Raw genomic sequence first — 12767 nt, 5'->3', positions numbered from 1 at the left:
TGTTCTTAGGTGAATACTCAAGAGCACTAGAAACCGCAGGTGCTGCACTTATTAGTTGAATTCAGGTCTTAGGAAAATTATTGGAGCACTTCCTAGTCTTTTGGTAGCTATTTAAAAAGGCATCCAGAAACATGCACTCGCCTTACGTAGTAGGTATTGCAGGCAAAAAAACGATACAAAGGTAATTAAGCGCCCGGTTAAGTTGGCTGACTGTGGTGATGCAGAAAGTGGTGTATACGCTAGGCGGGCCATCCTGGCGACCCCAAGCGGCTGGTTAATCCCAAAGAGCGTTTTCCCTCAATATCTTGAGGGCAAGCAATAGGTAATGCCAATGACGATTCACGAGAAGAGAGGATTTACCTTCGGCTAGAGCTTCCAGTGATCTCTAACCAATCTATCACTCGCCGGGATGGCCTATCTTATGTATCGGCTCATCTCTCTTTATGGTATTCGTATGCTACCTGAAATTTTCAGCTTCGATTGACCTGAATCTATGTAAAAAGTGTTTTTGTAAGAGATGGCTTACATTTCTTTAAGCCTAAGGCTAGATTGCCAGGCTGGCGGGTCATTTAGCTATATTACTTTTAACTTCCCCAAATATTGAAAAGCCCGGCTAAGCTGGATTAATAATGGTGATCGTATCGAAGTAGATTGTTATTTGAACAGCTATGCCACAGACTCCTACGTACTGGCGACAATCCGCTTTGCTGATGGCGCAATTGGGGCGATACAGGATGTAAAGATAGTACTCCATAAATAATATCGCAGGATATTGGTGAAGGTGTTGGTTCTATGTGGATTAGTAGACATCTGCTTTTGAGTTGGCTCAGTGGTATTAATATCGCCGGGCTTAGCCCGGCGGTTCTGAAAATAATTGACTCTTTCCCCCTCGTGCTTCGGTAGCTTTGAACCTTTAGTGTCGAATTTTACTTAACTTTCCTTCTGCTCAACATATGCAGGCGCAGCCTTAAACTGCCGCATCAAACCGTAGTAGAACAGCCCACCCAGACCCGCACCAATCAGCCAGCCGTAGCCGCCCAGGCTGGATAGTGCGGGTACTAATACGGTAGAAAGCGAGAACAGCGCTGCCACGCCAAAGGCGATAAGGGCGCGGGTGTTCCAGCCGTTTACGTAGTAGTAGGCGCTGCCCGGTGCTGATGAGAAGAGCTCCTGCATGTTCAGGTGCTGGCGCTTAATCAGGTAGTAGTCGACCACGATAATGCCGTAGAAGGGCGCGACGATGGCGCCTAGCGCATTTACAAAGCCGGGCACACCAATCTGGCTGATGACTGAAAGCCATAGTGCGCCGACAAAGAACGCAATCACCGCGGTAATCAGGCCGCCCATTTTAAAACTGATTTTGCTGGGAAAAAGATTGGCCAAGTCGTAGGCGGGGGGAATAAAGTTGGCGACCAGGTTGATGCCTACCGTGGCGGCGAAGAAGGTTAGTGCGGCGACAATCGTCAGGGGCAGCGAATCCACTCGCTCAACGATATCGGCGGGGTTGGTCAGCGCCTCGCCAAATAGCACCAGCGTACCGGCGGTAATAATCAACGCGATAAACGAGAAGAACGCCACGTTCAGCGGTAAGCCCGACAGGTTGCCGAGCTTCATCTGGCGTTCGGTTTTTACAAAGCGGGTGAAGTCACCGAAGTTGATTACCACTGCTGCAAAGTACGCCACCATGGTGCCCACAATTGCCATAAAGGCCGCGATTGAACTACCGCTGGTCTCACTGCCACCGCTGAAAATGGTGCCAATGGCGGGGATCAGCTCACTGCCCGCTTGATACCAAACAATGATCATCAGCACCAACATCACCACGTAGACCAGCGGGCCCGCCCAGTTGAGGAAGTGCTTAATGCGCTCAATGCCTTGCCAGAAAATCGCGATTTGAAACAGCCACACAATCACAAACGACACCCAAGCCACACCGGAAAGCCCCAGGAAGGTGCTGCCATTGCCTGCGCCAAAAAACGCCGTAATCAGTAGGGTGACGGCGGTGGAGGCGAAGTAGGTTTGCACGCCGTACCAAAAGATCCCCACGATGGCGCGCAGCATCGCGGGTAGGTTGGCGCCGCGGACGCCCATGCTGGCGCGCACCATGACCGGAAAAGGAATGCCGTATTTAACGCTGGGCTTACCGGTGAGGTTGACCAGAAACATTACGATCACGCCCGCCAGAATAATCGCCGCCATGACCGCCCAGCCGTTCAGGCCGTAGGTTAAAAACAGCGAGGCCGCCAGGGTGTAACCAAACAGGCTCTGGATATCATTAGACCAAACGTTAAATATCTCAAACGCGCCCCAGTTACGATCCTGGGGTTTAAGCGGCGCAAGATCCTCGTTATAGAGCGTGGGATCGATGTGTTTGATATCCAGGTCACTAACGTCGTTACTCTCTTTCATCTTATTCGCTCTTCGGTTGCCGAATGGAGTTACTGGCTAAAGCGCTGGCAGGGAGCCCAGTACTTCATAAGCAGGTAGTAGGTAACACCTGCGGGTATCAGGCTGGCGTACCACGAGATCGCCGAGAAAGAGAGCGCCGCCACAATGCCCACCGCCGTGGCGATGAAAGCGGCTAAGTTCACGCCTTGGTAGGGGCCGTTGGCGTCATACAGCTTATTGATATCCAGCGTGCGGCGGCGAATCACATAATAATCGACCACCAGAATGGCGAAGATGGGGCCTAAAAAGGCGGAGTAAGTCTGCACAAATAGCTGCAGACCTGCCGCAGAGCCCGGTTGCACCAACTTCCAGGGGAAGGTGGCGAAGGCCAGCAAGCCAACGATCACCGTGGCGACCGAAAACTTGATCTTGAATACATCCATCAGCACGTAGGTGGGCGGTACCACATTGTTGAGCACGTTGGTGGTGACCTGGGCAAAGGCGATGAACAGCAGGGTGGTCATTAACAGCGGGGTGTTGTCCACGGCGTTGGCGAACACCTGGATAGGGTCAGCGGTGCCAGTGGCTTGCGAAACCATATAGCCGATCAAGCCCATAAACAGCGTGCAGGGCAGAATCGACATGGCGTAGATAGTGGTCAGCAGGCTCTGCGCCGTGCCCTTTTTATGCTCGCGGGAGTAGTCGCTAACGTTAAGCATCATGGTGCTGTAGATGCCCAAAAAGAGCATGGTCGCGCCCCAGAAGGGCATGCCCCAGGAGCCTTCCATGGTCAGCAGGCTAGCGGAAAGTTCATCGCCATAGCGCTGCACCGTGGCGTAGAACATGTACATCAATGAGGCGAGGATAAAGGCGCTGCCGATATTCTCTAACCACTTGATGCCCTGGAAGCCCATTACCGAAAGACCAATTTGCAGAAACTGGAAGGTAATAAAGTAGAAGATAAGGTTGTCGAAGCCGAACAGGGTGGCTGACACCATATTGAGTGCCCCGGCGCCAATCCAGCTTTGAAAGCCGTACCACACTACCGCTGGCACTGCGCGTACCAAGCCCGGTAAGCGCGTGCCCGTAAAGCCGAACGCGCTGCGCGCTTGCACCATAAACGGAATGCCGTACTTGTAGCCCGCGGCCCCGTTAATGGCCAGGGCAATACCGATCACAAAGCAGCCGATGGCAATGGCCAGGGTGGCTTGTAACAGGTTCAGGGTGCCGACCACGCTTGAGCCCATGGCAAAGGTGCCGATGGAAACGCAGCCGCCGAACCACGCCAGAAAATAGGAGCCTCGCCCCATAATCCGGGTGTGTTGTGGGGCCAGGCTTTCTGCCCCTAGTGCTTTTGATCCGTCATCGGATCGTTCTTCTGACGCAAGAGCCGAGGGTGAAGCGCTCATGATGTCGTCCTCGCAAGATTATCGGTTTTATTGGCAGCTTGGGTATTTGGAATCCCCAGGCAACGCTTGCGGCGTGGCGTGCTATTGGACGTTCGTGTTGCTATTCGTTTGTTATTAAATGTTTGAAGTCATGACTGTTTTTTTATAGCGGTTATGACTTAAGCGGTAGTGCAAGGTCAGAAAGCTCGGAAAACTTACCCGTGAAGGTCTTTGGTCGCGGGTAGGCAAGGTCTCCATGCTTACTGGTATGTAGACCCAGACTGACCAGTGACTCCGCCAGTTTCAGCGCGGCGGTGACTCCTTCCACTACCGGCAGGCCCACTTCGCGACTGATCTCCTGAGTCAAATTCGCCATACCGCCGCAGCCTAAAACGATGGCGCCAATGCCATCTTCATCCCTGGCGCGGCAGCACTCTTCAACAATGCGGGTAAACGCCGCGTCAGGGTGATGCTCAAGATCCAACACCGGGATTTCCGCAGCACGTATACGACGGCAGTGGTGGCTAAAGCCGTACTGTTGCAACAGGTGCTCGGCGATAATGCCGGTGCGGCCCAAGGTGGTCACAATAGAAAAACGGGTGCTCACCAGGGTGGCGAGATGAAACGCCGCTTCGGCAATGCCAATCACCGGTGCGCGGGTGAGTTCGCGGGCAGCGAGCAAGCCCGGATCGCCGAAACAGGCCACCACGTAGGCATCGATGCCGCCTTCGCGTTCGCCTTTAAGCACCTCTTCGGCAACCCCTACCGCGCTGATCGCTTCGTCAAAATGGCTTTCTATCGAAACCGGGCCAGCGTCCGGCTGTGAAGCGCTAACCGTGGTGCCAGGCCCCGCCTGCTGCTGTGCTGCCTGCCCCATAGCAGCGGTCATGGAGGCCGTGGTGTTGGGGTTAATAATGCGTATATGCACGATAGGTATTCCGTGTGTAAACAATATGGCATTTCTTGTATACAAAAATAGGGCGGTTTTTTTCGTGACGCAAGGGGCTAACCAGCAATCGGCGATAAAAAAGCGGCTGAGAAAACTTGACCATTTGTTCAGGATTCAATGGCTTAACGCCTTTTAAATTGAGAAACGCTATTAGGGTCAGGGGATTAGCGGTCGACCGCGTTGCGGTAGGCTATGAATGTCGCTATTTTGTATACAAATTATTTTGTGTATTACTGGGCGGCTATTTGCCAGTGATCTGCCCAGGTTTGTATGAATGGTTTTGTATGAATGGTTTGTATGAATCAAGGAGCTCGCTATGTCGTCATCACCTAAGGGGCACTATCCCCGCGATTTAATCGGTTATGGACGCAACCCGCCCCATGCCAACTGGCCCAACAAGGCCAAAATTGCCGTTCAGTTTGTGCTCAACTACGAGGAGGGCGGCGAAAACTGCGTGTTGCACGGTGACTCAGGCTCTGAGCAGTTCCTGTCGGAAATCATCGGCGCACCGGCTTACCCGGATCGCCACTTGAGCATGGAGTCGATCTACGAGTATGGCTCCCGTGCCGGGGTGTGGCGCATTCTGCGCGAGTTTGAAAAACGCGGTTTGCCGCTTACGGTGTTTGGCGTTGCCATGGCGCTGGAGCGCAATCCGGATGTGGCTATGGCCTTTAAAGAACTGGGTCACGAGATCGCCTGCCACGGCTACCGCTGGATTCACTATCAGGAAGTGCCTGAGCACGTTGAGCGTGAGCATCTACAGCAGGCCATGGAGATTTTTCAGCGCCTTTACGGCGAAAAACCTCAAGGCTGGTACACCGGTCGCGATAGTCCCAACACCCGGCGTTTAGTACTCGATGAAGGCGGTTTCCTTTACGATAGCGACTACTACGGCGACGACTTGCCTTTCTGGACGCAGGTGACCGATAGTCAGGGCAGTGACCACAACCACCTGATTGTGCCCTACACGCTGGATAGCAACGATATGCGCTTTGCCGCGCCGCAAGGTTTCAATACGGCGGATCACTTCTTTACCTACCTGCGCGATGCCTTTGATGTACTTTACGCAGAAGGGGAGGAGGCGCCCAAAATGTTATCAATAGGCATGCATTGTCGCTTGTTGGGCCGTCCCGGTCGTTTTCGCGCGCTGCAGCGCTTCTTGGATTACATCGAAACCCATGACCGCGTTTGGGTGGCTCGGCGGGTTGATATTGCCCGTCACTGGGCAGAGCACCACCCTGCCACTCGTTAATAAAGTAGCTTAATAGGATGCTATGACGCCGCATATCGGACAGCGAATTACCGCCCAGTTTGACGCGCTAACTGCCCAGGAGCAGCGGGTGGCGAGCTTTATCCTCGATCACTTTGATGATCTAGCGGTGTATAGCGCCGCTGATTTGGCGCGTTTGACCGGGGTATCCAAATCGACGGTTAGCCGCCTATTCAAGCGGCTGGGGTTTGAGAGCTATCGCACCGTTAAAGACCACGCCCGCCAGCTACGTAACCTGGGCGTGCCGTTGGTGATCGACCCCAACGCCATGCAGGAAGAGGTCGGGGCGCCGTTCCAGCGCCATTTGCAGCGGGAGCAGGATAACCTGCAGCGCTGCTTGAACGGCATTGCGGCGGATCAATTTGCTGCACTGGTAGAGCGGTTGGATAGCGCGCGTCATGTGGTCGTGATCGGTTTTCGTAACAGCTACCCGCTAGCGCTGCACTTTCGCCAGCAGTTGATTCAGGCGCGCACCCAGGTGCGAGTGGTGCCTCACCCTAATCAGTCGTTAGCGGAAGAGATTGTCGATCTCACCGAGCAGGATGTGGTGGTGCTGTTTGGTTTTCGCCGCCGTCCAGCGGCCTTTGCTTCGCTAATCAATGCACTTGAGCGCTCACCTGCCAAGGTAGCCTTGCTGGCTGACCCCACCGCGGTCAATTTCGCCTCACAGGTAACGTGGTTTTTTGAAACGCCGCTGGAAAGCCTCTCGGCGTTTGATAGCTACGCCGCTGCCAATAGCCTGATCTGCCTGATTGCCAACGGTTTACTGCACCGTCGTCTTGCCGAAGGTCGAGAGCGAATCAGCGCGATCAGTGAAGTTTACTCTGAGCTTAGCGAGCTGGAAGCGCCGACTATGAGCGTGGATTGGAGCGCTCAATAGGCTAGACCTCCTTTCATGGTGCATCTCGTCCTGTTGGTGGATGAAAACTGCACCAACACATTGCATCTCTCTCCTTTTAAATCCTCTTCTCAGCGCGGCAATCGCTGCGTTGTGGCTTCGCGTGCCCGCTAAGCTGCTGTTCTAAAAAATGTTAGCTACTTCTGGTATCGCTGTTGCTATTAGGTGATCGGGTGAAACGAAAGTTTCTTTGTTAGATTTTATGCAACAAAGCTTTCACTCGCTCTGCATCCCTAACTAATACCGCTACGGCTACTGACTGAACGACATGCCCTTGTCAGGTTGCTCTTATTAGGAGAACACCATGAAATCGCTATCGCGCCGCTTCAATCACTCTTTTTCTAGCCAGTTCAAACGCCTACAGTCCGGTGTTTTAGCCACAGGGCTGAGTGCCGTCGTTGCCCTCGGTGCCCTCGGTGCTATTACCGCTAGCCCAAACGTTCAGGCGGATGCGCTAGAGGATATCGAATCACGCGGCACCATCCGGGTCGCTGTCCCGCAAGATTTCCCGCCTTTTGGCTCGGTAGGTACCGACCTGCAGCCCCGCGGCTACGATATTGATATGGCGCAATACCTCGCTGATGAAATGGGCGTTGAGCTAGAGCTGATTCCCGTTACCAGCGCTAACCGTATCCCCTATTTGCAAACTGGGCAGGCGGATTTGGTGATCTCTAGCCTGGGTAAAAACCCTGAGCGTGAAGCGGCAATCGACTTCTCCGACGCTTATGCGCCGTTCTTTCTGGGCGTATTCAGCGCCGATCAAGATGAAAGCGTGGATGGCCCGGAAGGCTTGGCCGACAAAACCATCGGTGTGACCCGCGGTGCCGTGGAGGATATGGAGCTTTCTGAGATTGCCCCAGACTCCACCACGGTGCAGCGCTTTGAAGATAATGCCACTACCATTTCTGCGTTCCTTTCCGGCCAGGTCGATTACGTGGCCACCGGTAACGTAGTCGCCGCCGAGATCGCCGAGCGCAACAGCGACCGTGCGCCTTCGCTGATTTACCAGCTCAAAGACTCCCCCTGCTACGTGGGCATGAATAAAAACGAGCCAGCGCTAATGGAAGAAGTAAATCGTCTGATTGCCCAAGGCCTGGAAGATGGCACCTTGAACGAGCTATCTCAGCGCTGGTTCAGCGCCGACCTGCCTGAAAACTTCGGTAGCTGAGGCTTAGCATGGGGCCAACACTCGATTTCCTTACCCTGTTGCCCTACGTCAGTCAGCTTCTCAAAGGTCTTACCACCACGGTCATTTTGACCGTGGTGACCACTTTGACGGGGCTAGCGCTGGCGGTGGCAGTGGCGTATTTACGTGTCAACGCACAGCCATGGGTGCGCTGGGGGCTAGGCGGCTACGTCGAAGTGACCCGCAACACGCCCTTTATTGTGCAGTTGTTTTTTATTTTCTTCGGGCTACCGGGGCTCGGCATTAAAATTGACGCCATTACCGCGGCGTTTATTGCCATGACGCTCAACCTGGCCGCTTACAGCGCCGAGATCTTACGCGCCGGTATTAGTGCCACGGCCAAGGGGCAGTTGGAAGCCGGTCGTGCACTGGGCATGACCACGCTGCAAAGCTATCGCCATATCGTGCTGGTGCCTGCCTTTGCGCGGGTTTACCCGGCACTGATCAGTCAGTCCATCATTGTGATGCTGGGTTCGGCGGTGGTGTCGCAGATTTCGGTATTCGATCTCACCTATGCCGCTAACTTTATCCAGTCCCGCAACTTCCGCAGCTTTGAAGTCTACCTGCTGATCACGCTGGTCTATTTGCTCCTTGCCTTCGGCATGCGGCGCAGCTTTATGCTGGTGGGCAAGCGGGTATTCGCCTATCAGCAAGGAGAACAGCGATGATTGAGTTCACCTTCTGGGACATTCTGCGCAACCTGCTGCTGGCAACCCGCTGGACCGTTGTGCTGTCGCTGATTGCCTTTGTGGGCGGTGCGACGGTGGGGCTGCTGTTGACCTTTATGCGCCTCTCCAGCAACCGCTGGCTGCAGCGCTTAACGTCTCTCTATGTCGACCTGTTCCAAGGTACGCCGCTGTTGATGCAGCTGTTCTTGATCTTCTTTGGTGCTGCCGCCATGGGGCATCCGATCTCTGCCTGGCTGGCGGCTTCTATTGCGTTGACGCTGTTTACCAGTGCCTTCCTATGTGACATCTGGCGCGGCTGCTTGGAAGCAGTGGCCAAAGGGCAGTGGCATGCGGCGCGGGTGCTGGGCATGAACTACTTCCAGACCATGCGCCATGTGATTCTGCCTCAGGCGCTGCGGCTTTCGATTCCGCCTACCTTGGGTTTCTCGGTACAGGTCATCAAAGGCACGGCGCTGGCCTCCATCATTGGCTTTGTCGAGCTGACCAAGGCGGGCACCATGCTAAATAACGCCACCTTCGAACCCTTCACCATTTTTGCCCTTGTGGCGCTGCTTTACTTCGCGCTGTGCTACCCCCTTTCCTGCTACGCGCGCTATCTGGAGAAAAAGCTCTATGACGCTGGTTTACGTTGATAACGTGCATAAAGCCTTTGGCGACCTGGAAGTGCTGAAAGGCATTAACCTTTCGGTTGCCCAAGGCGAAGTGGTGGCGATTATTGGTCGCAGTGGCTCGGGTAAAAGTACCCTGCTGCGCTGCCTGAATCAGCTGGAAAAGCATGACAGCGGCCAGATCACCATTGCCGATAAGCAGCTGGATGCGGCGTCAATGTCGCCTAAAGAGCTGAGTGAAAACGTCGGCATGGTATTCCAAAGCTTTAACCTGTTTCCCCATAAAACCGTGGGGGAAAATGTCTGCCTGGCGCCGCTGGTGGTGCGTGGCGAGGTGAAAGCCGAGGTCGAGAAAGTCGCCCGCGAAGTGCTCGAGAAAGTGGGGCTCTCCGACAAATACGATGCCTACCCGGCGCAGCTTTCCGGTGGGCAGCAGCAGCGGGTGGCGATTGCCAGGGCACTGGCCATGCGCCCCAAGGTAATGCTCTGCGATGAGGTGACGTCAGCCCTTGACCCTGAGCTGGTCGGGGAAGTGCTGCGCGTGCTCGAAGCGTTGGCAAAAGAGGGTATGACGCTGATTCTAGTCACCCACGAAATGAGCTTTGCCCGTGACGTTGCCGACCGTGTGGTGTTTATGCACCAGGGGCGCATCCATGAAGAGGGCGCCCCCAGCGAGCTATTCAGCAACCCACAAACGCCGGAGCTAAAACAGTTTATCTCTGCCGTGCTCTAGCCGGTCCACTGGGTTGCCTGGGCGAAAATAAGAAAGCCCAGGGCAATCACTATCCAGACGCAAAAAAGTGGGAAGAAGAATTTGACCCACTTTTGCCACGGCACACCTGCCAGCGCCAGGGTCGCCATAAAGTAGCCTGATGTTGGATAGAGAATATTGCCGATGCCATCGCCAAGCTGGAAGGCTAGCACCGCCGTTTGGCGGGTAACGCCGATGATGTCGGAGAGCGGTGCCATCAGCGGCATGGTGACCAGGGCCTGGCCGCTACCGGAGGGGACAATGAAATTGAAGCCTAGCTGGGCGAAGAACATGCCAATCGCCGACAGCAGAGTGGGCAGGCCTCCAACAAGGTTGCCAAGTCCAAACACCAGCGTGTCCATGATCTGGCCATCTTCCAGCATCACGGCAACGCCCCGGGCGACGCCGGCGATCATGGCGCCGACCAGCACGTCTCGGAAGCCCTGGTTGAAGCCTGCGCATATTTCATCGGTATCGAGACCCGCAATAAGGCCAACTACGATGCCCATGATGATAAACAGGCCGGCCATTTCCATCATGAACCAGCCTTGTTGCAGCACGCCATAAACGAGTACCGCGAAGAAGGCGAAGGTGGCGATGGCAGCCAACTTCTGGCGAACGCTGGCGATTAAGGCAGGGCTATTGTCAGCATGTTGATAAAGCGAGCGTTTTTCGGATTCGCTAGTGTCACTGCTCAGCAGGCTAAGCGAAGGTGTCTGGCGCACCCTGCGGGCGTAACGCATAACGAAGAAAATGGCCGCGGCTAACATCACCACAAACGCCATGGCGCGCAAGCCATAACCGGAGTAGAGAGGAAGATCTGAGAGTTGCTGCCCAAGGCCGGTATTGATGGGGTTGAGCACCCCCGTGGTGAAACCGACCGTGGTAGCACAAAGTGCCACCGCCGCGGCGGTGACTGAATCAAAGCGCAAGGCAATCATCAATGGAAGGATGACTGGCACATAGACCAGCGCCAATTCCTGGGTACCGATTACCGTGGCGATTAGGGCAAAAACCGTCATCAACACGGGGATAGTGAGCAGGCTCTGTCGCGCAAAGCGGCGCGTTAGCTTATCCACCCCTATTTCAATAATCCCGGTGCGCCTTAGCACCATAAACATACCGCCGATCATGAAGGTGAAAAAGACAACTTCGCCGGCACTCATCAAGCCATTAGGGATCGCCAGCATAAAGTCGACGATACCAATCGGTGAGGAAGCGATCTGTTCATAAGAGGTTGGGTCAATAGTGATACGCCCATTCGGGCCAGGCACACGCTCGAACTGCCCGGCTGGCACAAAATGCGTCGCTATCGCCGCCAAGGCGATAAAAACAAACAGCACCGCGTAGATATCAGGGATCCGACACCAGCTTTTCTTGGGCGCTGGGCTATCTGGGGAAGAGGGGGTGTGTTGGGACATGCTATGCCTCGCGTTTGTTATAAGTAGCTGACCTGAGCAGCGGTTAGCGGGCGTCACGCCGCGCCGAGGTTGCTGTTTTTGGACATGCTCGTATGATCTTAGAATTGTGAAACGAAAGTTTCTAAAGAAGTTACTATTGGGAGGAGTGTTTCACAAGGCCTTTGCTAAAGATCGCGCTAAAGATCGCTTTATTGTGGTTCGCTAATCTTGTATACAAGATGAGTAACGAGTGTGTTTACTAAGTCAAATAGGTTTAAAAATGCCAGCTAACTACTACGCCCCCACCGGCGGGCACCCGCCGCAAACGCAAATCACCGCTGATCGCGCCGTATTCACTGAAGCGTATGCGCTGATCCCCAAAGGCGTGATGCGCGATATCGTCACCAGCAATCTGCCGTTCTGGGAAGGCACGCGGCTATGGGTGCTGGCGCGGCCGTTGTCAGGATTCGCCGAGACATTCTCCCAGTACATTATGGAAGTCCAGCCCCAGGGCGGCAGCGATAAGCCTGAGCCTGATCCCCAGGCGGAAGGCGTGCTGTTTATTGTGGAAGGTGAGTTAACGCTTACTTTGTCAGGTGAGCGCCACACCCTGCAGCCCGGCGGCTACGCGTTTATTCCTCCGGGCAGTTCGTGGCAGGTGCGCAACGAGTCTAACGCGCCGGTACGTTTCCACTGGGTACGCAAGGCCTATGAGTTTGTGGAAGGGCTTGAGGTACCACAGGCGTTTGTCACCAACGAGCAGGACATTGCCCCCATCGAAATGCCGGGCACTGAAGGGCGCTGGGCCACCACGCGCTTTGTCGACCCTGCGGATGTTCGCCACGATATGCACGTTAATATCGTGACCTTCCAGCCCGGTGGCGTGATTCCTTTTGATGAAACCCATGTCATGGAACACGGCCTTTACGTGCTCGAAGGTAAAGCGGTTTACCACCTGAATCAAAACTGGGTAGAAGTAGAAGCTGGGGATTTTATGTGGCTACGCGCCTTCTGTCCCCAGGCCTGCTACGCCGCTGGCCCAGGGCCATTTAGGTACCTGTTGTACAAAGATGTTAATCGCCATGCCTCTCTTCGCCTAAGTGCACGATAAGAAGGCGAGGGCAGGCCGAAGAGGAGGTTCTACGCCATGGCCGAGAAGTGCATCCCTGCAATCTCGGCATTTCCGCCATCCATGGCGGTCAGATGGGGTAGGTAGCGCCCAAGGATGGGTTCACAGCGC

11 protein-coding genes are annotated in these 12767 nt (G+C 54.7%); 7 read left to right on the top strand and 4 right to left on the bottom strand.

All coding sequences use genetic code 11. The annotated features are described in order from the left end of the window. Positions 1 to 930 precede the first annotated feature (930 nt). The 3 genes from JI62_RS04250 to JI62_RS04240 form a co-directional block, all read right to left on the bottom strand. Positions 931 to 2409, bottom strand: a complete 1479-nt coding sequence (locus JI62_RS04250; RefSeq protein ID WP_088698980.1) for an NCS1 family nucleobase:cation symporter-1 — start codon at positions 2407 to 2409, stop codon at positions 931 to 933. A gap of 29 nt (positions 2410 to 2438) precedes the next feature. Next, positions 2439 to 3797 carry an NCS1 family transporter gene (locus JI62_RS04245; RefSeq protein WP_088698979.1) on the bottom strand — a complete coding sequence of 453 codons (1359 nt, stop codon included), beginning with the start codon at positions 3795 to 3797 and terminating at the stop codon, positions 2439 to 2441. A gap of 151 nt (positions 3798 to 3948) precedes the next feature. Continuing rightward, the gene (locus JI62_RS04240) at positions 3949 to 4704 is read right to left on the bottom strand and encodes an aspartate/glutamate racemase family protein (RefSeq protein ID WP_088698978.1); all 756 of its coding nucleotides are present in this window, start codon (positions 4702 to 4704) and stop codon (positions 3949 to 3951) included. A 337-nt stretch (positions 4705 to 5041) separates the two neighbouring features. Between JI62_RS04240 and puuE the strand changes: the two genes are divergently transcribed. The 6 genes from puuE to JI62_RS04210 all read left to right on the top strand — a co-directional run bounded on the left by puuE (position 5042) and on the right by JI62_RS04210 (position 10109). After that, positions 5042 to 5977, top strand: coding sequence for an allantoinase PuuE (puuE, locus tag JI62_RS04235; RefSeq protein ID WP_088698977.1), 936 nt, complete (start codon positions 5042 to 5044; stop codon positions 5975 to 5977). 22 nt (positions 5978 to 5999) lie between these two features. After that, a complete protein-coding gene (locus tag JI62_RS04230) occupies positions 6000 to 6875 on the top strand; it encodes a MurR/RpiR family transcriptional regulator (RefSeq protein ID WP_088698976.1) in 876 nt (291 codons plus the stop codon). A 322-nt stretch (positions 6876 to 7197) separates the two neighbouring features. After that, a complete protein-coding gene (locus JI62_RS04225) occupies positions 7198 to 8061 on the top strand; it encodes a transporter substrate-binding domain-containing protein (RefSeq protein ID WP_205737484.1) in 864 nt (287 codons plus the stop codon). 8 nt (positions 8062 to 8069) lie between these two features. Next, positions 8070 to 8747 carry an amino acid ABC transporter permease gene (locus JI62_RS04220; protein WP_088698975.1) on the top strand — a complete coding sequence of 226 codons (678 nt, stop codon included), beginning with the start codon at positions 8070 to 8072 and terminating at the stop codon, positions 8745 to 8747. Next, positions 8744 to 9400: an amino acid ABC transporter permease gene (locus JI62_RS04215; RefSeq protein WP_088698974.1), complete on the top strand. Its 657-nt coding sequence runs from the start codon at positions 8744 to 8746 to the stop codon at positions 9398 to 9400. The genes JI62_RS04220 and JI62_RS04215 overlap by 4 nt, the downstream gene beginning before the upstream one ends. Continuing rightward, a complete protein-coding gene (locus JI62_RS04210; protein WP_088698973.1) occupies positions 9381 to 10109 on the top strand; it encodes an amino acid ABC transporter ATP-binding protein in 729 nt (242 codons plus the stop codon). Before JI62_RS04215 ends, JI62_RS04210 begins: the two co-directional genes overlap by 20 nt. On the opposite strand, the gene JI62_RS04205 is transcribed toward JI62_RS04210, so the two are convergent. Next, entirely contained in the window at positions 10106 to 11548 is a 1443-nt protein-coding gene (locus tag JI62_RS04205) for a YfcC family protein (protein WP_088698972.1), read from the bottom strand. The genes JI62_RS04210 and JI62_RS04205 overlap by 4 nt on opposite strands. 259 nt (positions 11549 to 11807) lie before the next feature. Between JI62_RS04205 and JI62_RS04200 the strand changes: the two genes are divergently transcribed. Continuing rightward, positions 11808 to 12638 (top strand): bifunctional allantoicase/(S)-ureidoglycine aminohydrolase, encoded by an 831-nt coding sequence (locus tag JI62_RS04200; RefSeq protein ID WP_088698971.1) that lies wholly within the window; start codon positions 11808 to 11810, stop codon positions 12636 to 12638. Positions 12639 to 12767 lie beyond the last annotated feature (129 nt).

The organism is Halomonas campaniensis (genome assembly GCF_002211105.1).
In the GTDB taxonomy this organism is placed as follows: domain Bacteria; phylum Pseudomonadota; class Gammaproteobacteria; order Pseudomonadales; family Halomonadaceae; genus Vreelandella; species Vreelandella campaniensis_A.
Note: the sequence above shows the minus strand (reverse complement) of the source record. Positions and strands in the feature narration are given on the sequence as shown.

Bases quoted from the DNA above. Each gene is read 5' to 3' on its own strand.
- JI62_RS04250 (WP_088698980.1), bottom strand. From the start codon at position 2,409: ATGAAAGAGAGTAACGACGTTAGTGACCTGGATATCAAACACATCGAT.
- JI62_RS04245 (WP_088698979.1), bottom strand. From the start codon at position 3,797: ATGAGCGCTTCACCCTCGGCTCTTGCGTCAGAAGAACGATCCGATGAC.
- puuE (WP_088698977.1), top strand. From the start codon at position 5,042: ATGTCGTCATCACCTAAGGGGCACTATCCCCGCGATTTAATCGGTTAT.
- JI62_RS04230 (WP_088698976.1), top strand. From the start codon at position 6,000: ATGACGCCGCATATCGGACAGCGAATTACCGCCCAGTTTGACGCGCTA.
- JI62_RS04225 (WP_205737484.1), top strand. From the start codon at position 7,198: ATGAAATCGCTATCGCGCCGCTTCAATCACTCTTTTTCTAGCCAGTTC.
- JI62_RS04220 (WP_088698975.1), top strand. From the start codon at position 8,070: ATGGGGCCAACACTCGATTTCCTTACCCTGTTGCCCTACGTCAGTCAG.
- JI62_RS04215 (WP_088698974.1), top strand. From the start codon at position 8,744: ATGATTGAGTTCACCTTCTGGGACATTCTGCGCAACCTGCTGCTGGCA.
- JI62_RS04210 (WP_088698973.1), top strand. From the start codon at position 9,381: ATGACGCTGGTTTACGTTGATAACGTGCATAAAGCCTTTGGCGACCTG.
- JI62_RS04205 (WP_088698972.1), bottom strand. From the start codon at position 11,548: ATGTCCCAACACACCCCCTCTTCCCCAGATAGCCCAGCGCCCAAGAAA.
- JI62_RS04200 (WP_088698971.1), top strand. From the start codon at position 11,808: ATGCCAGCTAACTACTACGCCCCCACCGGCGGGCACCCGCCGCAAACG.